26 protein-coding genes are annotated in these 25,423 nt (G+C 37.4%); 15 read left to right on the top strand and 11 right to left on the bottom strand.

The features are described from left to right. Nucleotides 1–8 precede the first annotated feature (8 nt). From gcvH to putP, 3 genes are all read left to right on the top strand, one after another. A complete protein-coding gene (gene gcvH, locus ACXM0J_RS07630) occupies nucleotides 9–383 on the top strand; it encodes a glycine cleavage system protein GcvH (RefSeq protein WP_032007261.1) in 375 nt (124 codons plus the stop codon). Nucleotides 384–472: 89 nt separating this feature from the next. Then, nucleotides 473–1,180, top strand: coding sequence for an SIR2 family NAD-dependent protein deacylase (locus ACXM0J_RS07625; protein ID WP_086264545.1), 708 nt, complete (start codon nucleotides 473–475; stop codon nucleotides 1,178–1,180). Nucleotides 1,181–1,591: 411 nt separating this feature from the next. Then, nucleotides 1,592–3,082 carry a sodium/proline symporter PutP gene (putP, locus tag ACXM0J_RS07620; RefSeq protein WP_014206579.1) on the top strand — a complete coding sequence of 497 codons (1,491 nt, stop codon included), beginning with the start codon at nucleotides 1,592–1,594 and terminating at the stop codon, nucleotides 3,080–3,082. A 34-nt stretch (nucleotides 3,083–3,116) separates the two neighbouring features. Here the strand turns inward: putP and ACXM0J_RS07615 are convergent, their stop codons facing one another. Next, entirely contained in the window at nucleotides 3,117–3,605 is a 489-nt protein-coding gene (locus ACXM0J_RS07615; RefSeq protein WP_060465758.1) for an Lrp/AsnC ligand binding domain-containing protein, read from the bottom strand. A gap of 124 nt (nucleotides 3,606–3,729) precedes the next feature. On the opposite strand from ACXM0J_RS07615, the gene putA reads away from it, so the two are divergent. From putA to ACXM0J_RS07595, 4 genes are all read left to right on the top strand, one after another. Further along, on the top strand, nucleotides 3,730–7,482 hold the full coding sequence (putA, locus tag ACXM0J_RS07610; RefSeq protein ID WP_213034373.1) for a trifunctional transcriptional regulator/proline dehydrogenase/L-glutamate gamma-semialdehyde dehydrogenase: 3,753 nt from the start codon (nucleotides 3,730–3,732) through the stop codon (nucleotides 7,480–7,482). A gap of 106 nt (nucleotides 7,483–7,588) precedes the next feature. Beyond that, nucleotides 7,589–8,062, top strand: coding sequence for a GrpB family protein (locus tag ACXM0J_RS07605; RefSeq protein ID WP_086264543.1), 474 nt, complete (start codon nucleotides 7,589–7,591; stop codon nucleotides 8,060–8,062). Nucleotides 8,063–8,168: 106 nt separating this feature from the next. Next, on the top strand, nucleotides 8,169–9,254 hold the full coding sequence (gene trmA / locus ACXM0J_RS07600) for a tRNA (uridine(54)-C5)-methyltransferase TrmA (RefSeq protein ID WP_086264542.1): 1,086 nt from the start codon (nucleotides 8,169–8,171) through the stop codon (nucleotides 9,252–9,254). 248 nt (nucleotides 9,255–9,502) lie between these two features. Further along, complete coding sequence (locus ACXM0J_RS07595; RefSeq protein WP_000011679.1) at nucleotides 9,503–9,733, top strand: hypothetical protein; 231 nt, start codon at nucleotides 9,503–9,505, stop codon at nucleotides 9,731–9,733. Nucleotides 9,734–9,768: 35 nt separating this feature from the next. On the opposite strand, the gene ACXM0J_RS07590 is transcribed toward ACXM0J_RS07595, so the two are convergent. Further along, nucleotides 9,769–10,515 (bottom strand): phosphodiester glycosidase family protein, encoded by a 747-nt coding sequence (locus ACXM0J_RS07590; protein ID WP_479750376.1) that lies wholly within the window; start codon nucleotides 10,513–10,515, stop codon nucleotides 9,769–9,771. A 193-nt stretch (nucleotides 10,516–10,708) separates the two neighbouring features. Here ACXM0J_RS07590 and ACXM0J_RS07585 point away from each other — a divergent pair, with 193 nt between their 5' ends. Next, entirely contained in the window at nucleotides 10,709–11,299 is a 591-nt protein-coding gene (locus ACXM0J_RS07585) for a lecithin retinol acyltransferase family protein (RefSeq protein WP_086264540.1), read from the top strand. A 45-nt stretch (nucleotides 11,300–11,344) separates the two neighbouring features. On the opposite strand, the gene ACXM0J_RS07580 is transcribed toward ACXM0J_RS07585, so the two are convergent. Continuing rightward, nucleotides 11,345–11,935, bottom strand: coding sequence for a YceI family protein (locus ACXM0J_RS07580; protein ID WP_002121395.1), 591 nt, complete (start codon nucleotides 11,933–11,935; stop codon nucleotides 11,345–11,347). A 214-nt stretch (nucleotides 11,936–12,149) separates the two neighbouring features. On the opposite strand from ACXM0J_RS07580, the gene ACXM0J_RS07575 reads away from it, so the two are divergent. Beyond that, the gene (locus ACXM0J_RS07575; RefSeq protein WP_068566098.1) at nucleotides 12,150–12,557 is read left to right on the top strand and encodes an OsmC family protein; all 408 of its coding nucleotides are present in this window, start codon (nucleotides 12,150–12,152) and stop codon (nucleotides 12,555–12,557) included. A gap of 55 nt (nucleotides 12,558–12,612) precedes the next feature. On the opposite strand, the gene tkt is transcribed toward ACXM0J_RS07575, so the two are convergent. Continuing rightward, nucleotides 12,613–14,601, bottom strand: coding sequence for a transketolase (gene tkt / locus ACXM0J_RS07570; protein WP_086264539.1), 1,989 nt, complete (start codon nucleotides 14,599–14,601; stop codon nucleotides 12,613–12,615). A 536-nt stretch (nucleotides 14,602–15,137) separates the two neighbouring features. On the opposite strand from tkt, the gene metK reads away from it, so the two are divergent. Then, nucleotides 15,138–16,304, top strand: a complete 1,167-nt coding sequence (gene metK, locus ACXM0J_RS07565; protein WP_005069601.1) for a methionine adenosyltransferase — start codon at nucleotides 15,138–15,140, stop codon at nucleotides 16,302–16,304. Nucleotides 16,305–16,431: 127 nt separating this feature from the next. Here the strand turns inward: metK and ACXM0J_RS07560 are convergent, their stop codons facing one another. Continuing rightward, the gene (locus ACXM0J_RS07560; RefSeq protein WP_002121448.1) at nucleotides 16,432–16,680 is read right to left on the bottom strand and encodes a hypothetical protein; all 249 of its coding nucleotides are present in this window, start codon (nucleotides 16,678–16,680) and stop codon (nucleotides 16,432–16,434) included. Between the two features lie 259 nt (nucleotides 16,681–16,939). On the opposite strand from ACXM0J_RS07560, the gene ACXM0J_RS07555 reads away from it, so the two are divergent. After that, nucleotides 16,940–17,131 carry a hypothetical protein gene (locus tag ACXM0J_RS07555; RefSeq protein ID WP_086264538.1) on the top strand — a complete coding sequence of 64 codons (192 nt, stop codon included), beginning with the start codon at nucleotides 16,940–16,942 and terminating at the stop codon, nucleotides 17,129–17,131. Nucleotides 17,132–17,197: 66 nt separating this feature from the next. On the opposite strand, the gene ACXM0J_RS07550 is transcribed toward ACXM0J_RS07555, so the two are convergent. Further along, nucleotides 17,198–17,764 carry an FxsA family protein gene (locus ACXM0J_RS07550; RefSeq protein WP_086264537.1) on the bottom strand — a complete coding sequence of 189 codons (567 nt, stop codon included), beginning with the start codon at nucleotides 17,762–17,764 and terminating at the stop codon, nucleotides 17,198–17,200. Nucleotides 17,765–18,175: 411 nt separating this feature from the next. On the opposite strand from ACXM0J_RS07550, the gene ACXM0J_RS07545 reads away from it, so the two are divergent. Then, entirely contained in the window at nucleotides 18,176–18,997 is an 822-nt protein-coding gene (locus ACXM0J_RS07545; protein ID WP_086264536.1) for an OXA-213 family carbapenem-hydrolyzing class D beta-lactamase OXA-832, read from the top strand. Nucleotides 18,998–19,072: 75 nt separating this feature from the next. Here the strand turns inward: ACXM0J_RS07545 and ACXM0J_RS07540 are convergent, their stop codons facing one another. Beyond that, entirely contained in the window at nucleotides 19,073–19,618 is a 546-nt protein-coding gene (locus ACXM0J_RS07540) for a GNAT family N-acetyltransferase (RefSeq protein ID WP_017386797.1), read from the bottom strand. Continuing rightward, on the bottom strand, nucleotides 19,615–20,208 hold the full coding sequence (locus ACXM0J_RS07535) for a helix-turn-helix domain-containing protein (RefSeq protein ID WP_017386796.1): 594 nt from the start codon (nucleotides 20,206–20,208) through the stop codon (nucleotides 19,615–19,617). Before ACXM0J_RS07535 ends, ACXM0J_RS07540 begins: the two co-directional genes overlap by 4 nt. Before the next feature lie 197 nt (nucleotides 20,209–20,405). Here ACXM0J_RS07535 and ruvC point away from each other — a divergent pair, with 197 nt between their 5' ends. Beyond that, on the top strand, nucleotides 20,406–20,951 hold the full coding sequence (ruvC, locus tag ACXM0J_RS07530) for a crossover junction endodeoxyribonuclease RuvC (RefSeq protein WP_086264535.1): 546 nt from the start codon (nucleotides 20,406–20,408) through the stop codon (nucleotides 20,949–20,951). Between the two features lie 3 nt (nucleotides 20,952–20,954). Here ruvC and ACXM0J_RS07525 read toward each other — a convergent pair whose 3' ends face one another. Next, complete coding sequence (locus ACXM0J_RS07525; protein ID WP_086264534.1) at nucleotides 20,955–22,415, bottom strand: NAD(P)H-hydrate dehydratase; 1,461 nt, start codon at nucleotides 22,413–22,415, stop codon at nucleotides 20,955–20,957. A 26-nt stretch (nucleotides 22,416–22,441) separates the two neighbouring features. On the opposite strand from ACXM0J_RS07525, the gene queG reads away from it, so the two are divergent. Together queG and bioB are read left to right on the top strand one after the other, a co-directional pair. Then, nucleotides 22,442–23,542, top strand: coding sequence for a tRNA epoxyqueuosine(34) reductase QueG (queG, locus tag ACXM0J_RS07520; RefSeq protein ID WP_213034384.1), 1,101 nt, complete (start codon nucleotides 22,442–22,444; stop codon nucleotides 23,540–23,542). A gap of 87 nt (nucleotides 23,543–23,629) precedes the next feature. Beyond that, entirely contained in the window at nucleotides 23,630–24,619 is a 990-nt protein-coding gene (gene bioB, locus ACXM0J_RS07515) for a biotin synthase BioB (RefSeq protein ID WP_017386794.1), read from the top strand. 46 nt (nucleotides 24,620–24,665) lie between these two features. Here the strand turns inward: bioB and ACXM0J_RS07510 are convergent, their stop codons facing one another. Continuing rightward, nucleotides 24,666–24,878, bottom strand: a complete 213-nt coding sequence (locus ACXM0J_RS07510; protein WP_086264533.1) for a hypothetical protein — start codon at nucleotides 24,876–24,878, stop codon at nucleotides 24,666–24,668. A gap of 64 nt (nucleotides 24,879–24,942) precedes the next feature. After that, the gene (locus tag ACXM0J_RS07505; RefSeq protein ID WP_017386793.1) at nucleotides 24,943–25,293 is read right to left on the bottom strand and encodes a hypothetical protein; all 351 of its coding nucleotides are present in this window, start codon (nucleotides 25,291–25,293) and stop codon (nucleotides 24,943–24,945) included. Nucleotides 25,294–25,423 lie beyond the last annotated feature (130 nt).

Raw genomic sequence — 25,423 nt, 5'->3', positions numbered from 1 at the left:
GAGTTATCATGAATCATCCTTCGGAACTGAAGTATGCACGTACACATGAGTGGGTAAAGATTGAGGGTGATCTAGTTATTACCGGGATTACCGATCATGCACAAGATGAACTTGGCGATTTGGTATACGTTGAAACTCCAGAAGTTGGAAACCAAGTTACCGCTGGTGAACAAGCTGGTGTAGTAGAGTCAGTGAAAACAGCATCTGATATTCACGCCCCTGTCTCAGGTACTGTAGTAGAAGTGAATACTGATCTTGAAGATGATCCTGACTTTGTAAATGAAGACCCATATGGTAAAGGCTGGATTTATAAAATTAAACCAGACAACATTGCAGATGTTGAAAAACTTTTAACAAATTCAGAATATGAAGCTGGCTTATAAAAGATAGGCATCGCTTTCAATATTTGATAAAACCAGTTTAGTTTTAAACTGGTTTTTTATTATCTATTTAAAATTAGCTTTCCGAATAGGTGAATTCTATGACAAAACTTGTTGTATTTTCAGGTGCGGGCATGAGTGCCGAAAGTGGAATCAGCACTTTTCGTGACAGTAATGGCTTATGGGAAAATTACGACATCCAACAAGTTGCCACACCTGAGGCATGGCAAAGGGATCCTGCCTTAGTTCAACGCTTTTATAATGAGCGTCGTAAAAATATTTTAGAGGCTAAACCTAACGAAGCTCATCAATATATTGCCAAACTACAAGACTACTTTGACGTACAAGTGATTACTCAAAATATTGATGATTTACATGAACGGGCTGGAAGTTCCAAAGTTTTACATTTGCATGGAAATATTCGTTTAGCGAAAAGCTCTGGCCCGGATGCACAATTTACAACACAGTTTTACGATATTAACGGATGGAAGCTAGATTTAGAACAAGACTTTTGCCCAGATGGCTATCCCCTGCGTCCACATGTAGTTTGGTTTGGTGAAGCTGTACCTGCTTATGAAGAAGCAATTCAATTAGTACAGAGTGCAGATATTTTTATTGTGATAGGCTCGACATTAAGCGTATATCCGGTTGCGGCTTTAGTTCATGAAATTTCAGATCAATGTAAAGCCTACTATATAGATCCAAATGCGGATCATCTGCGTGTTCCTCACCAATATGAGTTATTAAAGATATCAGCAACTCAAGGAATGCATAAACTTTTTGAAAATTTAATCAACTAATTACTATTTTAGACACTAAATAAGCCTAACTTGAATAAAAAAAATTATTAATTGAACAAAAAAATGTCGATTTTTTTAACTTTATTCTCAATTTCTATAAGTTTTTTTTGACCAATAGCCTATTTATAACTCAATATCGATTTAGTTTTTTTCAGAATGGTGTTTTTTTTCTGAAAAAATTTAAAAAAATAAATATTAAAAAATTATAAGTTAATGATTAATATTATAATTTTAAATCTATAAAATCAATTTATTTAAAGTTACACAATGATACAAAAGTACAATATAAAAATAACAGTGCAAAAAAAATCTTTTGTGGTTGAATCTCAACCTCTTGGATGCCGTACAAGAAAACAGCGACCTGGATTAGGTTACAATCACGGATTATGGATATAAGGACACACATCCATTATGAGTTATTTTGATCCCACCCTCATCATGTTTATGGTGTACATCGTAGCAATGGTTCTTATTGGCTTATTTGCCTACCGTGCTACAAGCGACTTCTCAGATTATATTCTCGGTGGTCGTAGTTTAGGCAGTTTCGTAACTGCATTATCCGCAGGCGCATCAGACATGAGTGGTTGGCTGCTCATGGGTTTACCAGGCGCGATTTATCTTTCTGGTTTATCTGAAGCGTGGATTGCAATTGGTCTTATTATCGGTGCTTGGCTTAACTGGCTACTGGTTGCTGGTCGATTACGCGTTCATACTGAAGTCCAAAATAATGCACTCACGTTGCCAGATTATTTTACAAGTCGTTTTGACGATCAGAAAAAAGTACTTCGTATTTTCTCTGCCGTTATCATCTTGGTTTTCTTTGCAATTTATTGTGCTTCAGGCATGGTAGCAGGCGCCCGCTTATTTGAAAATTTATTCGGAATGTCATACACCACTGCTATTTGGCTCAGCGCAATTGCAACCATCAGCTATGTTTGTATTGGTGGATTCTTAGCGATTAGCTGGACAGATACATTCCAAGCTGGCCTAATGATTTTTGCTTTGTTATTAACACCAATCGTAACTTATCTTGCAATTGGCGATACAACACAATTTGTGACACTCATTGAAACTGCTCGTCCACATGCATTTAATATTATTTCAGATTTAAGTGTAGTGGCAGTTTTATCTTCCATGGCATGGGGTTTGGGTTACTTTGGTCAACCACATATCCTTGTACGTTTCATGGCTGCTGACTCTGTAAAATCAATTCCTGCTGCGCGCCGTATTGGTATGACTTGGATGATCTTGTGTTTAGCTGGTGCAGTCGGTGCTGGTTTCTTCGGTATTGCTTACTTTGAGCAACACCCTGAACTAGCAGCAGTTGTAAGCAAAAACCCTGAAACAGTATTTATGGAATTGACTAAAATCTTATTCAATCCATGGATTGTAGGTATCATCTTAGCTGCGATTTTAGCTGCTGTAATGAGTACATTGAGCTGCCAGCTTTTGGTATGTTCAAGTGCGTTAACCGAAGATTTGTACAAAGGCTTCATTCGTAAGAATGCATCTCAGAAAGAGCTTGTATGGGTTGGCCGTGTTATGGTTCTTGCAATTGCTGTTCTTGCAATTGCTCTTGCTGGTAACCCCGACAGTAAAGTTCTTGGCCTTGTTGCTTATGCATGGGCTGGTTTCGGTGCTGCATTTGGTCCGCTTATCATCTTGTCATTGTTCTGGAAACGTATGAATTTACAAGGTGCTCTAGCGGGTATGATCGTTGGTGCAGTTGTAGTGATTGGCTGGAAAAATCTTTTCGCAGACACTGGTGTTTACGAAATCATTCCAGGCTTTATCCTTGCATTTATCAGCATCATTGTAGTGAGTCTCTTAACTAAAGCGCCAAATACGACAGTAACTGGCCGCTTTGAAAAAGCAGATGAACTCTACAAAGAAAGTGTATAAGTTATTGAAATAAATCAAAGGGGCTTCGGCCCCTTTATTTATTTTTAGTTTTGATTTTAATTTTTGAAGTATCTTTTACAACTTGCATGACAGGATAACTACGAGTCTCTTTTACCCCTGGTAATTGCCACAGTACCTGCCCCGCAATTCGTCTAAACTCTTCCATGCTGCCACTTCGTAATTTAATTAAAAAATCAAACCCACCACTCACCATATGGCACTCAACAATTTCAGGATAGTGAACCACAGCATCAATAAACTCATCTAAAACATTGGGGGTAGTCTTATCTAATAGCACCTCTACGAACACCAAAAAATTTGCGTTTAACTTGATTGGATTCAATTTAGCTTCATATCCTAAGATGAATTCATCTTTCGTTAATTTTTGAACTCGTGCCATCACTGCTGTTGGTGACAAGTTAACAAGTTCCGCCAATTTACTATTAGAAATTCGCCCATCTGTTTGAAGAATATCCAAAATTTTTAAATCAGTGCGGTCAAGGCTTAAAATTGGGCCATTCATCTGAATTTTCCTCTAAAAAATGGGCTAAATATAGTGAGTTATTCGGTGTTTCTTCTGTAATGATAAATTATCTAAACCTCTCTACTCAAGATGAGTTTACGAGAGCTGGTTGGCGGAAACAGATATGAACACAATGGATACTTTTCATCAAATGGATAAATCTCACCAAGGCTATATCACCGAATTTAACGATAAAAGTGAGTTTGAACAACGCATTAATACAGCTTGGCGACGTGCTGAACCAGAAGCTGTAGAAGAGCTATTACAAGCTGCTGCGGTATCTGATGATTTAGATCATAAAATTTATGACCTAGCTTTTAATCTTGCTAATAATTTACGTGAACGCAAGACCTCTTCGGGTAAAGCAGGTATTGTTCAAGGGTTATTACAAGAATTCTCTCTTTCTTCACAAGAAGGCGTGGCGCTCATGTGTCTTGCCGAAGCTTTGCTTCGTATTCCAGATTCTGCAACACGTGATTTGCTTATTCGAGATAAAATCAATCAAGGTAACTGGAAAGAACATGTTGGCCAAAGCAGCTTAATGTTTGTAAATGCTGCAGCATGGGGCCTCATGTTAACTGGTAAGCTGATGGAAACTCCAAAGCAAACCAGTCTTTCAAGTGTACTTACTGGCCTTTTAGCACGCAGTGGACGTGGTATTATTCGTAAAGCTGTTGACGTTGCAATGCGTATGATGGGTGAGCAGTTTGTAACTGGTGAAACCATTGAAGAAGCTGTAGACCATGCGAAAGTACTCGAAGACAAAGGTTTCCGCTATTCTTACGATATGTTAGGTGAAGCAGCTTTAACCGAACATGATGCTGAACGCTACTTTAACGATTACACACAAGCCATTCATGCAATTGGTAGAGCATCTAATGGTAAAGGCGTTTATGATGGCCCAGGTATTTCAATTAAGCTTTCTGCTTTACACCCTCGTTATCAACGCGCACAAATTGAACGTGTTCATCAAGAACTTTACGGCAAAGTATTTGAACTCGCTCGTTTGGCTAAAAAGTACAATATTGGCTTAAATATCGATGCTGAAGAATCAGAACGTTTAGAAATTTCTCTTGAGTTACTTGAACGTCTTTGCTTCGAGCCAGAACTTGCAAACTGGAAAGGTATTGGCTTCGTTATTCAAGCTTATCAAAAACGCTGTTTCTTCGTGGTTGATTATATTATTGACCTTGCTAAACGCAGCCAAAAGCGTCTCATGATTCGTCTTGTGAAAGGTGCATATTGGGATAGCGAAATTAAGAAAGCGCAAATCGAAGGTATGGATGACTACCCTGTCTTTACCCGTAAAGTACATACAGACTTATCTTATATCGCGTGTGCTAAAAAATTACTTGCAGCACCTGAGTTTATCTATCCGCAATTTGCAACTCATAATGCTCAAACATTGGCAACGATCTATCATTTAGCTGATCCAAGCAAATATTATGCTGGTCAATATGAATTCCAATGCTTACATGGCATGGGTGAACCGCTTTATGAACAAGTTGTTGGTCCACGCGAGCAAAATAAATTAGGCGTACCATGCCGTATTTATGCACCCGTTGGTAACCACGAAACTTTGTTAGCTTATTTAGTTCGTCGTTTACTCGAAAATGGCGCGAATACTTCATTCGTTAACCGTATTGCCGATAAAACACTTAAAGTTGAAGACCTTATCCAGTCTCCAATTTACGATATTCGTCATGCAGCTAAGCTTGAAGGTTCAGTTGGTTTAAAACATCCATCTATTCCTCTACCTTTAGATATGTACGGAACACTTCGTAAAAACTCTAAAGGTTATGATTTAGCAAACGATACTCCACTCGCTGCTTTAGATCATACAGCTCAAGAATTACGTAATCGTATTTGGCAAAGTCATCCATTATTGGCAAATAATGAGTCGTTAGAGCAAGGTCATTCTGTTGCAATTACAAACCCAGCACAAAATGATGAAATTGTTGGTTATGTGCAAGAAGCTGATCTTAAGCATGTTGAAATTGCGCTTAATGCAGCTGAACAAGCTCAATCAGAATGGTCAAATACGCCTAAAGAACAGCGTGCTCAATACTTAAAATGTGCAGCTGACCTAATGGAAAGTCGCATTCAAGAATTGATGGTTTTGCTTTGCCGTGAAAGCGGTAAAACCTATGCTAATGCGATTGCAGAAGTTCGTGAAGCTGTAGATTTCCTACGTTACTACGCAACTCAAGTTGAGAATCTTCCGGCAAATACAGCTATTCAGCCTTTAGGTACTGTACTTTGTATTAGCCCGTGGAACTTCCCTCTTGCAATTTTCTCTGGTCAAATTGCTGCAGCATTAGTCAGTGGTAACTGCGTTATTGCTAAACCTGCTGAACAAACCCCATTAATCGCAACTCAAGCAGTTCAGATTTTATGGGAAGCTGGTATTCCACATGGTGCTGTACAGCTACTTCCTGGCCGCGGTGAAACAGTAGGTGCTCAGCTTAGCCAAGATAGCCGTATTGATGGCATCATGTTTACTGGTTCGACTGAAGTTGCAAAAATTTTACAGAAAACCGTTGCGAAACGTTTATCTGAGAATGGTCAATCTATTCCTCTTATTGCAGAGACTGGTGGTCAAAATGCAATGATTGTGGACTCATCAGCATTAACTGAACAAGTCGTACTCGATGTTGTAAGTTCTGCTTTTGATAGCGCGGGTCAACGTTGCTCTGCTTTACGTATTTTATGTGTGCAAGAAGACAGTGCTGCAACCGTTATTAAAATGCTTAAAGGCGCAATGCAACAGTTGATCGTAGGTAACCCTGCGATTTTAAAAACTGACATTGGTCCTGTTATTGATGACGAAGCAAAACAGACGATTGATCAACACATCCAAAAAATGAAGTCTAAAGGCTATCCAGTACATCAGTTGATGTTTGGAACAACAAGTCAGAATGAACTGGATAAAGGAACCTTTGTTGTACCAACAGCAATTGAACTCCCTAACCTTGATGATTTGCAGCGCGAAGTCTTTGGTCCAGTTTTACACATCATTACCTATAAGTATGGCGAGCTTGAGCAGTTGATCTCACGTATTAATGCCAAAGGTTATGGTTTAACAATGGGTCTGCATACACGTATTGATGAAACCATCCAAACAGTCATTCAACATGCTGAAGTTGGTAACCTTTATATCAACCGCAATATTGTTGGTGCTGTCGTTGGTGTACAACCCTTCGGTGGTGAAGGTTTATCTGGTACAGGCCCGAAAGCTGGTGGTCCACTTTATATGTACCGCTTGATGCAGCAGTGTTCAAACAAAGTATTGGCAACACCATTTGCTATGAAGAATGAGCAAACTGCTTTTGAAGGCTTTAACCGAGAGATTTATCAGAGCTTACAAAATTGGGCGAAACAACATTTACCACAAGCAAATCGTGAAATTGAACCATTTGGTGTTGGTAAATTCTATGAGTTACAAGGCCCTACTGGGGAAAGTAACCAATATATTATTTTGCCGCGTCATCGTGTGCTTTCAATTGCAGACACTGAACAAAATCAATTGCATCAATTGCTCGCAATTTTTGCAGTGGGTAGCCAAGCAGCAGTAATGCCAAATAGCCCATTATTGGCAAAATACAAACAAACTTTGCCAAAAGATGTACTTGCAGCAATTACTACGGTTAAAAATATCGCATCAGATGATTTTGATGCAGTTTTACATCATGGTAACCGTGAAGAAATCTTCTCATTGCAGCAAGAAGTTGCTAAACGTTCTGGTGCAATTGTTGGTATCACACACGTTGAGCCAAATGAGAATATTCCACTTGAACGTTTAGTGATTGAACGTGCAATTAGTGTGAATACAGCTGCAGCTGGTGGTAACGCAAGCTTAATGACAATGACTGATTAATCGATAATTTTCAAAAAAAAGCCCAAATCTCAGTATTTGGGCTTTTTTATTTAATAAAGTAATCTATTCTTAAATATATAGATTTTATCAATTCGAGATTCTAATAATGATCTTTTTAGAACCAGAACAGTATCAACAAAGATGCACTCAACTTTTTAATTCATATCAAAAAGAAATTTCCACACTTCTACCATTTGCCAAAATTGAGCATATTGGTTCATCTGCAATACCGAATGCAATCTCAAAAGGTGATCTAGATATTTATGTTGAAGTTAAATCTGATCAATTTGAATTCGCAATAGCTCAGTTAAAAACACTTAATTTTATCGAAAAACAAAATACATTAAGAACACATGAGCTTTGCATGCTCGAGTCACTCAACGACGATGATGTAGCATTTCAAATTGTAGTCACAGATTCAGTATTCACATTTTTCTTAACATTTAAAAATAAGCTTATAAGCTCCCCCACATTGGTCAATGAATATAATCAATTAAAATTACAGTGTAGCCATTTAGACCCCGATCAATATAGAACAATAAAATCAGATTTTATTAATCGCGTTTTAAATCCTCTCTAGTTTAGGTACTTTTTTCTCTTATGCATATCTGGTTAAAATTGGCTCCTGTAAGTTCAATTTTTTTGATACCATTCATTATTTGATTCTGTCTAAATTTTCTTTGTCTATGACCTCTTCTTATCGTCAACAACTTCAAGCTAAAATTGAACGCATTACCACTCAATTTTCTGAATTTACACCGCCTACATTAGAAGTGTTTGAATCACCTGAACAACATTTCCGTATGCGTGCTGAATTTCGTATCTGGCATACAGAAAATGATATGTTCTATGCCATGTTTGAGCGTAACGATGACGACAAGCAAAAAACCGTTGTACGCATTGATGAGTTTCCAATTGCAGATCAAAGCATCAATGATTTAATGCCAAAACTTTTGGAAGAACTCAAAGCTGCACCTAAGCTTTCTAATCGTTTATTTGAAGCTGATTTCCTCGCAACACTTAGCGGCGAAATGTTAGTTACCTTAATTTATCACCGTAAACTGGATCAAGAATGGGAACAAGCCGCTAAAGCGCTTGCTGATAAATTAGATATTAAGATTATGGGCCGTAGTCGTGGCCAGAAAATTGTTATTGGCGATGATTTCGTTGTTGAAGAATTCGAACTTTTAAATCGTTCATTTCAATATAAACAAATCGAAAGTAGCTTTACCCAACCTAATGCACAAGTTTGCAAAAAAATGCTGCAATGGGCATGTGACGCAGCTGAAGGATCAAAGAAACACTTGTTAGAACTTTATTGTGGTAATGGTAATTTTACACTTCCACTCTCTTTAAAGTTCGAACGAGTATTGGCTACTGAGCTTGCAAAATCATCTGTTTATGCAGCTCAATGGAACATTGAACAAAACCAAATTGATAATATTCAAGTAGCACGTCTCTCGGCTGAAGAATTTACTCAAGCATATCATGGTGAGCGCGAATTCCGCCGTCTACAAGAAGCGAATATTGATATTCAGAGCTATGACTTTGACACCGTATTTGTAGATCCACCGCGTGCAGGAATTGATGATGAGACTTTAAAACTTCTACAAGGTTTTGAACGTATTATCTACATTTCATGTAATCCTGACACGTTATATGAAAACTTAAAAACTCTCAGTCAAACTCATCGAGTGACTAAATTCGCCTTATTTGATCAGTTCCCTTATACGCATCATGTCGAGTCTGGTGTTTTACTTGAGAAGATTTAAACAAAATCTTTCATTGTAAATTTTTAAGTAAGGAGGTTTCATACCTCCTTATTTTTTAACGTTTTATTAGTTAAGTATTTAAATTTTCAAAAAATATCAAGTCATCTATTCGTCATAATTTCGTTTAACTCAAGCATTCCCATCGAAAATTCTCGAGTTCAATTGGTGGATTTATCACTTATGGAGTCTTGTATTTTATTTTAAATTGGCTATATTTCGAGCTATGTTAGGTTGTATATGAAGGCTCTATGAGTTTTTGGCAAAAGCTGTTCTTGGCAGATCAACAGCATAACGAGCATAAAAACCAAACTGCTTGTGTTGAAAATGACTGCTCATGTAAAACTAATGAACAACTTCTAAGTGCACTTGCACAAGCAACAGATGAAGATGTCATTAAGGGAATTAAGAAAGTTCTTATTTCCCGTGGTTATAGCCGAAAAGAGTTAAATGAACTCACTCAAAAACCATCTATTCATTAATTAAAAAGCCAGTCTTGTACTGGCTTTTTTATATTTCACTTTAATGCACAACTGGACTCGCCTACCCAACCGACCATTGGTCCCATTTGAAATTGCTGATCATTCCGTCTGTTCTTTTGCAGATATAAACTAGAAATAGAACCATCGAGATATAAAGCTTGCTCTACTTTAAGGTTTCTTTGAAAAAACTCGGCAAAATTATAGAAATTCACCCTATTTTTCGATATTACAAAGTAAAGTTTATTATCTCGAATACCACCTCCATTACGAATTTTCTTTGATTGAGAGTCTGGTAAAAAAAGGGAATTTATCTTTCCATCAATAACTAACATTGGCCCAGATTGGGTTGCATAATCAACTTTCAAATTTTGTCGGCTATATTGTTGCGTAGTTAAAACAAAGGCCTGTTTTTTATTCCAAGCTAATACACCATTCGGCTGTAAAAAGAAATTTCCCAATCCTTTATGCTCATTTAAGGGTTGAATTATCTTAGCCTTTTCAACATATAGCCCTACGGGAGAAAATCCTATATGAAACATCCCTGCATTCATTGCAAAGTTAAGTTGCTCGCACTGCTTTAATTGCTCCTGAATATTGTTAAAGCTTTTGTAATATTGTTGATTATGAGGATTTCTTAAAAACAGGCGCAATGCTTTAAAATCGCTGATAGAGACCACATCGTATTGATCACCTTCTACTGTTTTAACTTGCTGATGTTCTATAGCATATGCAGACTGAAATAAAAACCAATACAAAGCTAAGCACCCGACGACCCATTTCATTTAACATCACCTGACATGACATTTTTCCTTCATATTAAATTCTTAAATTATATACAAGAAATATGAATAGATTGGATATGCATCAAACTCATTCATCCGACGTAATCAATACACTCCAAATTGCTGATATTGGTTATAATGTTTAGCAGCTTTTCAATAAAAGCCATTTACACTTTATTGGATCAGCGTAAGCATGCAACAACCGAATAAACACTACCCTTTAGGGGCTCACCTCATCGTAAAGCATCTCGGCTATAGCCATCATGGTATATATGCAGGGAGAGGTCGAGTTATCCATTATTCCGGCTTAGCTCATTTCATCAAAAAACGCCCGATTGAAATCACCTCAATAGATGCGTTCTCACATGGCAAAAAAATACACGTTCGTTCTTATGACAGACCTCGTTATAAAGGAAAGATTGTCGTTCGCCGAATGCGCTCACGTATGCATGAAAATCACTATCATTTGATTATTAATAATTGCGAACATCTATGTAGTTGGGCAATTACTGGTATTGAAAGTAGCACCCAAGTTGAACGTATGATGCACCGCTTAACGACCATTGGTTATGTAAGCTCAATCATGAGCTATATGAATGGTATGATGCTGACCGTTGCAACTACATGTTTTGCTCTGGTTCTTTATATTAAAAAGAAACTGCGCGATCAGGCAAAAAGAAAAGTTCCTACTTACCAGTTCTTAAGAGAAAAATCTCAGAAAAGAAATATCGACCCCTCAACGCCTTTAGTATTTATAGATCCAGATAAAAAAGAGCCAGTCTAAATAAAAAAGCCCTCATATTTGAGGGCTTTTTAGAAAACTTATAACTTATTTTTTAGCTGCATTAGCAGCAGTTGCTTCAGTGGTAATATTTACAGTGATCTTATCGCCAACATTAGGCACATAACTTCCTAAACCAAAGTCAGAACGCTTGAATGAAGTTGTAGCATTAAAACCAATCGCTGGAACTTTAGCCATTGGATGCTCGCCCTGCTTGTTTAAAACAGCGTCAAGTACAACTGGCTTAGTTACGCCTTTAACAGTTAAGTCACCAGTGATTTTAAAGTGCTTTTTATCTTTAGTTTCTACTTTCGTACTTTTAAACGTAATATTTGGATATTTAGCAGCATTAAACCAAGCTTCTTCTTGGAACTCTTTATCTAAAGCAGGTACGTTTGTATTTACACTGCTTAAAGGAATAGTCACATTTACAGATGAGTTTGCTGGTTTAGCATTATCAACTTTAATTACACCTTGGATATCCGAGAAGTTAGCGCTTGGGGTAGAGAAACCAAAGTGATTCCATGAGAAAACAGTAGCTGTATGTGTTGGGTCAATTTTGTAGTCTACTGGCGCAGCTAAAGTAACTGAACTAGCCAATGCTACTGCCAAACCGAAGCTTAATGTTTTAAGATGCATTTTTCGTATCCTTTATTGATATAGTCGTTAGTGTATACATCAAGTAATTTAATTCACCATTCTTTATAAAACGATATGTTTCATCCATGCAACAATAAAAGCGTTACAGTTATTATTTAAAACCCATATTATAAAGTATCGGTACTATCATCCGTGTCCGAATTCTAAGATTTCGTTTTTACTTCAAATTTATTGATGAATAATAAGGTAAAACATGGCTAATACTGCTCAAGCACAAAGTACTTCTACCCCATATCGAGTAACTCTCACCGATCCTTCGGGTCATCAATGGTTTGCAGATGAACCAACTGATAAAGGTGGTCTAGATACTGCCCCAAACCCAGTGCAAATTTTATTATCGGCTTTAGGTGCTTGTACCACCATTACATTAGAGATGTATGCGAATCTTAAAGGTATTAAGCTTGATCATGTTCAAGTGGATTTAGCATTAAACCCAAATGGCGAACCTGAGAAAGGCCAAAACAATATTGAAAGGAAAATTACACTCAAAGGTGAATTTACTGAAGACCAGCATAAGCGATTATTAAAAGTTGCAGAGAATTGCCCTATTCATAAGTTATTAACCTCTCAGATTAATATCCAAACAGAACTCACCATCTAACTTCTCAAATAAAAAAGCGCTCTAGATAGAGCGCTTTTTTACACTACTTTAATATTTAAGCAGTTAATTCTTTTACTGCTGCAACAACAGCTTCAGTCGTAATACCAAAGAATTGGAACAAATCTTTTGCTGGTGCAGACTCACCATAAGTTGTCATACCAATTACTTTGCCATCAAGACCAACAAACTTCCACCAGTAATCAACATGAGCCGCTTCAACAGCAACACGCGCACGGATATGAGCTGGTAATACTGCTTCACGGTATCCGGCATCTTGCTTCATAAATTCTTCTGCACATGGCATAGAAACTACACGCACACCTTCAAGTTGTGCATAAGCTTCCATTGCTAAAGAAATTTCAGAACCTGTTGCAATAATAATTGCTTTTAATTCGCCTTTTTCTTGAGCAAGTACATAACCACCTTTTGCAGCATTTTGAATTTGCTCTTCAGAACGTGTTTGGAATGGTAAGTTTTGACGAGAGAAAATAAGTGCTGTAGGGCCATCTTTGCGTTCTAAAGCAGATTTCCAAGCAATTGCAGTTTCTACAGTATCCGCAGGACGCCATGTATTTAAGTTAGGTGTACCACGCAATGAAGCAATTTGTTCAATCGGTTGGTGAGTTGGACCATCTTCACCCAGACCGATTGAGTCATGTGTATAAACATGAATTACACGTTGTTTCATTAATGCAGACATACGTACTGCATTACGTGCATATTCCATAAACATTAAGAATGTTGCAACGTAAGGAACGAAACCGCCATGTAATGCAACGCCATTAGCGATTGCAGTCATACCGAATTCACGTACGCCATAATATACGTAGTTACCAGCTGGGTTTTCTTGAACACCTTGGCAACCTTTCCAAAGTGTTAAGTTAGAACCTGCTAAGTCAGCAGAACCACCTAACAATTCAGGTAATAAAGGACCAAATGCTTGTAATGTATTTTGGCTTGCTTTACGTGTTGCAATTGTCTCGCCTTTCGCGTTTGTTTCACGAATGAAAGCATCGGCTTGGGCTGCAAATTCTGCTGGTAAATCACCACTGATACGACGAAGTAATTCAGCTGCTTCAGTTGGATATTTTGCTTGATATTGTGCAAATACCGCATTCCAAGCTGCTTCAGATTCACTACCTTTTGCTTTTGCATCCCATGCAGCATATACGTCAGCAGGAATAATAAATGCGTCTTCGTTCCAGCCTAATGCTTCACGAGTTAAAGTAATCTCATCTTTACCTAATGGCGCACCATGACAGTCTTCTTTACCCTGCTTATTTGGTGAACCTAAACCAATAATCGTTTTACACATAATGATTGTTGGTTTTTGAGTTTCAGCTTTTGCTTCAATTGTCGCTTGACGAATCGCATCGGCATCATGACCATCTACACGAAGAACTTGCCAACCATAGGCTTTGAAACGCTCTTCTGTATCGTCGCTGAACCAGCCTTCTACTTCACCATCAATTGAAATGCCATTATCATCATAATAAGCAATCAATTTACCAAGTTGTAATGTGCCAGCTAAAGAACATACTTCGTGAGAAATACCTTCCATTAAGCAGCCATCACCTAAGAAACAGTATGTGAAATGGTCAACAACTTTTAAATCATCTTTATTAAATTGAGCAGCCAATGTTTTTTCTGCTAAAGCAAAACCAATAGCATTAGCAATACCTTGACCTAAAGGACCAGTTGTCGTCTCTACACCCGGTGCATAGCCATATTCAGGATGGCCAGGAGTTCTAGAATGCAATTGACGGAACTGTTTTAAATCTTCAATTGAAAGATCATAACCTGTTAAATGAAGCAAAGCATATTGCAACATTGAGCCATGGCCATTTGATAAAACGAAACGGTCACGGTTTGCCCATTGTGGATTTGTTGGGTTGTGATTTAAAAACTCACGCCAGACGACGTCAGCAATATCTGCCATCCCCATTGGAGCACCTGGATGCCCTGAGTTTGCTTGTTGCACAGCATCCATTGCCAATACACGAATTGCATTTGCAATACGACGTTCGTTTAAAGGGGTCGTCATAGATCAGAATCCAATTTTAATAGATTGATGAAAAGAAGAAGATGAATAACCATTCAATGCCGCTATATTGTCTTAAAAAAAAGGCTTAGGGTAAACCCCAACACGGTATATTTCTTTATTTTTAACCGTTTCTTGGTTACACAAAAAACATTTGAATCTTTTAGTTATACAAAACAGTGTTTATTTTTCTGCACAATGACTAAATGTAAGAGCATTTATCTGGTTAGCTTTTGATATATCGATAAAATCTTTAGCCAATCCTGTATGCGTTGATCATGTTTCTTTACTTTAAAATTCAAATTCTGATATTTAAGATTTTTATTAAGTTATATGTTTAAAAAACACACTAGCAACAAGTTGTTAAAATATAAATACTTTAAATTAAAGCTTTCTATATCAATTTTGCTAATACACTTATCAATTAAAACACACTATAAATGAAATAAATTCATGCTTTTTAGTCAGTATGAACTGGTCCTTCAGCTCAAGTCGATGTAACATATTATGTCTTTTGAAATAACCAAGATAGGACTTTCATGCGCGAGTACGCTGTTTTTACCTCGGAATCTGTAAGCGAAGGTCATCCCGATAAAATGGCCGACCAAATTAGCGACGCTATTTTGGATGCAATCTTAAAAGAAGACCCATACGCACGTGTTGCTTGTGAAACACTGGTAAAAACAGGCGCTGTTGTACTTGCTGGTGAAGTAACAACGACTGCTAATATTGATGTTGAAGCTGTTGTTCGTAATACTGTTAACGGTATTGGTTATCACCACTCTGATCTTGGCTTTGATGGATCAACGTGTGCTGTAATCAATATGATTGGTAAACAATCACCTGAAATTGCTCAAGGTGTAGACCGTCAAAAACCAGAAGATCAAGGTGCTGGTGACCAAGGCCTAATGTTCGGTTATGCAAGCCGTGAAACAGACGTGCTTATGCCTGCGCCGATTTCTTATGCTCACCGCTTAATGGAGCGTCAAGCTGAACTTCGTCGTTCAGGTGCCCTTCCATGGTTACGCCCAGATGCAAAGAGCCAAGTTACTTTTGCCTATGAAAATGGCAAGCCTGTACGTCTAGACGCTGTTGTTTTATCTACTCAGCACGATCCTGAAATTTCTCAAAGCCAGCTTAAAGAAGCAGTTATTGAAGAAATTATTAAACCGATCATTCCTGCTGAAATGTTCCATGCAGCTACTAAGTTCCACATTAACCCAACAGGTATGTTCGTTATTGGTGGCCCTGTAGGTGACTGTGGTTTAACAGGCCGTAAAATTATTGTTGATACATACGGTGGTATGGCTCGTCACGGCGGTGGTGCTTTCTCTGGTAAAGATCCATCTAAAGTTGACCGTTCTGCTGCTTATGCTGGTCGTTATGTTGCAAAAAATATTGTAGCTGCTGGTCTTGCTGATAAATGTGAAATTCAAGTGAGTTACGCAATTGGTGTAGCAGAACCTACTTCGATTTCAATTAATACCTTTGGTACAGCAAAAGTTTCTGATGAGTTGATTATTCAACTTGTACGTGATCATTTCGATTTAAGACCGTTTGGTATTACTCGTATGTTGGATCTTCTTCAACCAATGTACAAACAAACTGCGGCTTATGGTCACTTTGGTCGCGAAGGTTCAGACTCTGCATTTACTTGGGAAAAAACTGATAAAGTTGATGCCCTTAAAGATGCTGCTGGCCTCTAAAACAAAATCGTAAAAAGCCCGCCATTGAGCGGGCTTTTTTATTTATAGTTCAAATTTTATGGTATGTAGGGTTTAATCTTCTAGCAATCATCCTTGACGCCATATCATTTTTAGCTGTAATCAGAATCTATTGTCTTGTCGTTTTATCATCCTGATTTAATACATCCAGTAAAGTTGACTGCGTTGGAGTATCTTGATGATTCTGGATATAAATATGGACAACTTTAAATACAACGACAACCGCCAAACAAGCCATCACACAAAACATCCATAAGCCATACGGGCTTCGAATATGTTGTGAACCACAATATGGACATGATTTATCAGTCGATGCCACAACTTTGTCGCAACACGCACAATGGTATTGATATAGCATAGGTAACCCTCCTTCCCTCATTTCAACCGTTGTTGTTTTAATAGGTTTGCTGCATTTTTTAATTTATACATCCTTTATATTTATCCTATGTGAAATGAAAAGATAATTCAATCTGGATGAACAATTGAGTCAATTAAAAAATATTAATTAAAAACAAATATATAAGTTAAATATTGTTTTTATAGGACTATTTTTCTTATTTTGATATTTTGCCAAATTTGTTAAAATAAGCGAATAATCTCACATTTTAGGCAAATGCATGTCACACACACAGCTCATTAATAAAGGTGGCTTTCGCGAAAGAGCCAACCGAAGCCGAGGTTATCAACAATCTGAAAATAAGCAAACAGCCTTAGCTTCAAACAAATACCAACCTCAAACAAAACCACAAGAAAGCCCAACTGAATTGGCTCAAACAGATTCTATTGTGACCGAATCTCTAACTAAATAATTTATATCTTCTTAAAATAAAAAAGGCCTAAACTTTATAGGTTTAGGCCTTTAGATAAGGTCTTTATTAATCCTTATTTTTATGTTCAATTTTCTTGTGATCTGGAGTGACTTCTCGTGCTTCTCCATCAATAATGCTTGAATCACGGTATTGACCTTGACTACCACCACCTTGTTGATTCTGCATATCCTGCATTTGGCGCATTAGATCAGCAAATGGGTTTTGCCCTCCCATATTACCGCCCATACCACCCATCATTTTTTCCATCATAGCTTGTTGGCGTTTTGCGAGAGTTCTCATCGCTATATTACGGAAAGCAGTTTGAACACCAGGGATCAAAATTAAAACCGCTAAAACATCAGAAACAAGACCTGGCAACATTAATAAGAAACCTGCAAAAGCATAAGCAAGTTTTTTAGTTACTGTCGGATCATTACCGAGTTGGCCAGTCATCTGCATTTGCTGTAATTGAGGCATAATACCAGCGGTACTTCTTCGAATAAGTCCTAAACCAATAAAGAAAGCAAGAATGAACCAAAAGAATACATACCATCCACTGATGAACTGTGCTACGCCAATCCATACAGCAATTTCAACAATCGCGCCCAGAACTACAATAAGAAGTAAATTCATGTAAAACTTTATCTATCTCAAAAAGAAAATTCATTGCAGTTTATTTGCCCCAACCCTATCGAAACAGCCAGAGTCTGCAATACTAGAGTACATTTGATTTTAACTCGATAAAAACAAACATGCTTTATTATTAATGAGTGCTGTATCAAGTTTATCAAGTGCAACTTTAATCAGATTTTAATTTTTTTTACTCTAGTTAAACGGAAAGCCCTCAAAAAAGCAGTTTTTAACACAACAAAAACTTAGGTTCTTAGAAAATTTGGACGTATTTCTTTGTTTGTATAGTTTTTTATGAAATTTAAAAAGTAGCTATGGGTATAGAGTTTCCTAAATAACTTACATTTTCTCTATCTAAAAGTACCTCTATTCAAGTTAAATTAAAGAATAACTCTTTTAAAGCTACATAGACTCATGACTAAAAAAGCTCTTTTCTTTGCCATTGGTACGATGTTTTTATCGGCGTGTTCTTTTGATACCGTAGAACAACATCAAATACAGTCAATTTCTACCAATAAAAACTCAGAGAAAATTCAATCATTGTTTGATCAAGCACAAACTACAGGTATTTTAATTATAAAACGTGGCCAAACAGAGGAAGTCTATGGCAATGATCTTAAAAGAGCATCAACCGAATATGTTCCCGCCTCTACCTTTAAAATGTTAAATGCTTTGATCGGACTTGAGCATCATAAAGCAACACCAACTGAAGTATTTAAATGGGATGGGCAAAAGCGTTTATTTCCCGATTGGGAAAAAGACATGACATTAGGCGATGCTATGAAAGCTTCTGCTATTCCAGTTTATCAGGAACTAGCTCGACGAATTGGTCTTGATCTTATGTCTAAAGAGGTGAAGCGTATTGGTTTCGGTAATGCTGATATTGGTTCAAAAATAGATAATTTTTGGCTTGTTGGCCCACTTAAAATTACACCTCAACAAGAAGCCCAGTTTGCTTATGAACTAGCCCATAAAACTCTTCCCTTTAGCAAAAATGTGCAAGAACAAGTTCAATCTCTGTTGTTCATAGAAGAAAAAAATGGACGAAAAATTTATGCTAAAAGTGGTTGGGGATGGGATGTGGAACCACAAGTTGGTTGGTTTACAGGCTGGGTGGTTCAACCACAAGGAGAAATTGTAGCGTTCGCACTTAATTTAGAAATGAAAAAAGGAATACCTAGTTCTATTCGAAAAGAAATTGCTTATAAAGGATTAGAACAATTAGGTATTTTATAATTTAGACCCTATAGCCCAATTTAATTTCATCATCATGAACTGGGCTATTTGCTTAAAATTTGAAAGCTTTATTATTTATCCATCAACTGGCTGCTGCGGTGTATTTAAATTTAACTGATAAAAAGCAGCATCCAGCCACTGGCCAAACTTAAAACCGACTTGCTTAAAAGTACCTGCATGGATAAAGCCCATTTTTTCATGTAAACCAATACTTGCTTGATTGGTTGCATCGATACAGCCTATCAATACATGCAAATCTGCCTCTTGAGCACGCTTAATCAATTCATGCATTAAAATTTTGCTTAATCCGCCACCACGATGTTCATGATGAATGTAAATACTATGTTCGACCGTATATTTAAAGGCAGGAAAAGCTCTAAAGGTTCCCCAGCTTGCAAAACCTAATAACTTATTTGTCTCATCTACAATACCAATGACAGGAAAACCATTTTCTCTTTTAACTGCAAACCAACTTTTCATTGACTCTTCAGAGCGCGGCAAATAGTCATACAAAGCGGTAGAATTAATAATTGCTTCATTCAAAATATCTAATATAGCCTTTGCATGTGTAGCTTCATGACAATCAATTAAACGTAAATTTGGATTAGAATTTTTAATCATGAAGATTCCTTAAGAACAGAGACGAGCTCATTACATACAACTAAAATATAGCGAGCGGTTTTAGAAGAAGGATTGCTGTATATGATCGGTTGACCTAATTGCATCGCCAAACAATCACCCTCTTGTAAAGCATAAAAGTTTTCACCCAATTGAATATCGATTTGCCCCTCAATTACCCAAATCTGCTGTAATACAACCTTAGAATTTACACTTGTTTCATACGTAACTCGAGACTGAGCAGGAAATTCAATTTCAACGATTTGAAATGGAGATTTCCAATTTGGAGGGGAAACTTGACGGCGAATGTACCCTGTTTCTGGATCTTTCCATTGTGATTGTTGATTACGTCGTACCATAGGTTGAGGCGATTGAGTATTCTGTGGGCTATCAAATAGCTGAGTCAAAGGCACCCCTAAACCATTTGCCAGCTTTTCAAGGACAACAGCTGTAGGACTCGCTTCTCCTCTTTCAATGAGTGAAATTGCAGAACGGCTTACCTGACATCGACTAGCAAGAACATCTAGGGTATATCCACGCGCTAGACGTATTTCACGCACTTGCTGCGCAATGCGGATATTAATATCTTCCATCTACCGATAAAATTTAATTCCAAAATTATAGATAAGTATTCCACTAAAATAGAATTACATCAAATTATTTTAAAGATATAAATTAGTCCGATAAAAACCGAAAAATAACCATTCATCGCAGCATTCTTTAAATTACGCATGCAGAACCTTTTTGGCTATGTAACAATACTCTCTAAACTATTTATATAAGTCTTCACATGGCACTGATTATTGGTATTGACCCGGGTTCACGCTTAACAGGTTATGGAATCATTGAAAAAGATGGTAGTAAACTGCGTTTTGTTGATGCCGGTACAATCCGAACAGAAACTCAAGAAATGCCAGAACGCTTAAAACGTATTTTTGCAGGCATTGAGCGAATTGTGAAATTTCATGGTCCAACTGAAGCTGCGGTTGAGCAAGTCTTTATGGCTCAAAACCCAGACTCTGCCTTAAAACTAGGACAAGCCCGTGGTGCTGCCATAGCCGCATTAGTGAATTTAGATTTACAAGTTGCAGAATACACTGCCCGTCAAATTAAACAGTCTGTGGTTGGTTATGGCGCTGCCGATAAAGAACAAGTCCAAATGATGGTGATGCGATTACTTAATTTGACCATTAAACCTCAATCCGACGCAGCCGATGCCCTTGCTGCTGCTATCTGCCATGCTCATGCATCGGGAAGTATGAGCAAATTGTCTGTTTTAAATGCCTTAGGTGGTATGGCACGTGGACGAAGCCGTTCTAGCAGTCGTAGACGTTAAAATTTATTGATTTACAACCTGAGTAATGGCTTGATTCATTTGGTAGGCCTGTAAACCACGCATACCTTGTTTTGCAAGTTTATCACCTGCTTGAGCATGCAGAGTCACTATCTCATGTAATGCAATACCTTTGTGAAACTGGGCTTTTAAGCTTGCAATCATTCCTGCTAACACATCTCCCATTCCACCAGTTCCCATACCAGCATTACCTTGCGTACAAATATACAAATTATCTTCTAAAATTAAGCTACCCGCTCCTTTAAGTACCCACTGGCCTGCATATTTTTGTTGTAAGGCATAAATTGCAGCAATTCGGTCATTTTCAATTTGCGCTGTAGAGCAACCAAGTAAAGTAGCAGCTTCTCCAGGATGAGGTGTGGCATAAATATGTGTATTTAACTTTTCAGGCTGTTTAGCCAGAAACCATAAAGCATCTGCATCTAAAACAACTTCTAGGCGTGTACTATGACTTAACAATTTAAACCATTGTTGGTAAATCTGCTTTGCCCAATCGTCACGGCCTAATCCCATTCCAAAGCATATTGCATCGACCTGAGATAGAATCTCTTTAATACTGTTTTCATCTAAAGCATTAATATCACGAAGCATAATATTAGGTGCCCGCGACAAAATAGCTTGATGATGATTACGATGACAAACCACCGTCACTTTGCCTGCACCTGCATGAAAGGCCGCTTCAGCAGCCATAATAACTGCACCGCCCATTTGCTCATGTCCCCCCACCACTAAAACATGCCCGTAACTTCCCTTATGACCAAATGCCATACGTTGAGGAAGTTTAATATTTGTGGGTGACAAATAAGCTAAGGGTTTTAGCTCTTGATCTACTGGAATTAAATTAATTAAATGAACTTGTCCGGCGTACTCTTTACCTTGTCCTGTAAATAGTCCTGCTTTATGACCTAAAACAGTAAAGGTATGATTAGCTCTTACTGCACAGGGTAAGACTCGTCCTGTATTTGCTTGTAAGCCACTAGGTATATCAATCGAAATTTTTAGGCCCAATTGTTCATTAAATATTTGTATCACTTGTTGCCAATCTATATTTAATTCTCTGTTTAAACCTATGCCAAATAAAGCATCAATATGACAATCAAATGTTCTTTTAATCTCAAAATTTGAGTGAATTGGGACTTTTATTTCTCTAGCAAATTGCGCTGCACAATGTAAATCGGCTGACTCACCCAATTGAGCTGCAAAGATTTCAACATTAAATCCAGCTTGTTTAAGGTAACTTGCTATAAAGTAACCATCACCTGCGTTATTACCCTGTCCACACCAGACCGCGATATTCTTAGTGGCATGATTTTCAAAAAGTACGATGAGCTGTTGAGTGATTGACCAAGCTGCTTGTTGCATTAAGCCTAATGATGAGTTTTGCGCAGCAAACCAGCGCCGCTCCCATGCTCGAATATCATCGCTATGGTAAACTACCGCCTGCATATTATTATCCTCTTGCATTTTGGTTTATGACATCTTCCGACACATCACGCATTACAGTGCAACAAATTGATCCACATGAATTAAAAGCATGGATCAAAGCTCAAGCATTAGACTTGGGTTTTGCTGATTGTGTCATCGCAAAACCAGATGCTCAAGAGCAAATGCCACGTTTTTTGGAGTACATTGAACGTGGTTATCATGCAGATATGACCTATTTAGAAGAAAATCTAGAAAAGCGAGCTGATCCAACACTATTAGTGCCTGGCACAAAAAGTATTATTTGTGTCCGCATGAATTATCTTGTGGAATCTCCAAAACCCCGATATGTACCTTTGGAACCTAACTCTGCCATTATCGCCCGCTATGCACGTGGGCGTGATTACCATAAAGTCATGCGTGGCCGATTGAAAACTTTAGCAACACGAATTCGTGAAAAAGTTGGTGACTTTGAATCTCGTCCTTTTGCAGATTCGGCGCCTATTTTTGAGAAATCATTAGCTGAAAGTGCTGGAATGGGTTGGACAGGTAAACATACTTTGCTCATTCATAAAAAGTCAGGTTCTTTTTTCGTATTAGGTGAGCTATTTACTTCACTCGACCTACCTTTTGACGAGCCAGCCACAGCACATTGTGGTTCTTGTAGCGCTTGTATTGATATATGTCCAACACAAGCGATTGTCGAGCCCTATATGTTAGATGCAAGACGTTGTATTGCTTATTTAACTATCGAATATAAAGGAATTATTGCTGAAGAATTACGTGCAGGTATTGGAAACCGAATATTTGGTTGTGATGACTGTCAATTAATTTGTCCTTGGAATAGCTTTGCCAAAACAGCATCTATTTCTGATTTTAATCCTAGACATGGGTTAGATAATATTAGTCTACTTGACATCTGGCAGTGGGATGAAGCCACTTTTTTAGCCAATACGGAAGGTAGCCCTATCCGCCGCACAGGTTATCAATCATTTAAACGTAATATTGCAATCGGATTAGGAAATGCTCCTTATTCAAAAGAAATTGTAGATCAACTACAAAATGGCAAAAATTTACATGACGAAATCGTCAATGTGCATATTGATTGGGCAATTGAACAGCAACTTAATCAACTTCAGCTATCAAATTAAAAAAATGATGTTTTTTGCCCTATAGCTTTAATACGAATTCTGTATGATTATGTATAGTGAATTAATGCCATCATCATGGATATGACAATGACTCTACGTAATGATTGGAATCGTGAAGAAATCCAAGCTTTATATGAACAACCTTTTTTGGATTTAGTTTTCAAGGCTCAACAAGTACATCGTGAGCACTTCACTGCCAATTCAATTCAGGTCAGTACCCTTTTATCTATTAAAACGGGTAAATGTCCTGAAGATTGCAAATATTGCTCACAATCGGCACATTACGAATCAAAACTAGAAGCAGAAAAACGTATTGCTGTTGAAAAAGTGATTAGTGAAGCGAAAGCTGCAAAGGATTCCGGTTCTTCACGTTTTTGTATGGGTGCTGCTTGGCGTAACCCACATGAGCGCGATATGCCTTATGTTTTAGAAATGGTACGTGAAGTTAAAGCATTAGGTATGGAAACCTGTATGACTTTAGGCATGCTTAACCAATCTCAAGCAGAACGCCTAAAAGTTGCTGGTTTAGATTACTACAACCACAATTTAGATACATCTCGTGAGTATTACTCTCACATTATTAGTACTCGTACTTTTGATGATCGTTTAAATACCCTTGATTATGTTCGTCAAGCTGGTATGAAAGTTTGTAGTGGCGGTATTGTGGGTTTAGGCGAAACTCGTGAAGACCGAATTGGTTTATTACATGAACTAGCTACCCTACCAATTCATCCTGAATCTGTGCCAATCAATATGCTTGTTCCAATTGAAGGAACACCTTTAGCTGATGTTGAAAAGCTTGATGTTATTGAGTGGATTCGTACTATTGCTGTGGCGCGTATTATCATGCCGCATAGCTATATTCGTTTGTCTGCTGGTCGTGAGTCATTAAGTGATTCAGATCAAGCATTAGCATTTATGGCAGGTGCAAACTCATTATTCTCTGGTGATAAACTACTGACCACACCAAATGCCGGTGAAGGTAAAGACCAAGCTTTATTTAATAAACTAGGTTTAACAGCTGAAAAACCAAAGCCAACAGTTGCTGATTTATCGGTAGATGCAATGAGTGCTTAACTCAAATTAAAAGATTTAAAAGCCCTGATCATTCAGGGCTTTTTATTTAAACAGAAGTTACTAATATTCCGTAAGTGGCATTCAGGAAGGTTCCGACTCGAATAATATCCTTCCCTGCAGCATGCGTTACTGTGAACTCTTGGCTCAACACATCAAAATTAAAAGAATCAAAAATATCTTGATGGTGTAAAAGCCAAGTTACTGTATCTGCTACATTATCATCCACAATATAAGTTAAGGCCTTAAAGTCTTTACTCATAAATAACTCTTAAAAAATAAATTTTATGAATTTTATATGAGTTCACTCTACCTTAAAAGAAAATCTAAGCTGCTTTAGGATTTACCAACGAATGACCAGACAACAGGCTTGCCAAAGCTTGAGGCGTAAATTCTAAAGAAAGTACATGATTTTTGAGATTGACTGAATGCTTACTAATTAGTGGAAGTAAACCATCTTCTGTTTCAAAGACATATTCATCTGCAATATTTAAAATACCTTCAAGGTTTGTCGTACTTGAAGCAAGATCATGGCTAAAGATGTCATAAATCGTTTGTAAGTTAAACGTTGTTTGCTGCTCCGTCGGATGCTTGATGAGATAATCCTTTAAAAATAAAACTAATTTATGAGCAAAGAAAAAGTAATTAGGTTTATAGCTATACTTCATAGTATTCATGGAACTGGACTCCAGATTATCTTTTATTGAATGACAACTAAAACAGTAGGAATTAAATCTTAAAAAATTCTTAAAAAAATTAAATATATTTATAAGATACAAGCAAAACAATTTTATATTTTAAAAACAA

It is taken from the genome of Acinetobacter sp. GRABPA_MV_2 (assembly GCF_056725885.1).
This window is presented reverse-complemented; position numbering and strand designations above follow the sequence as displayed.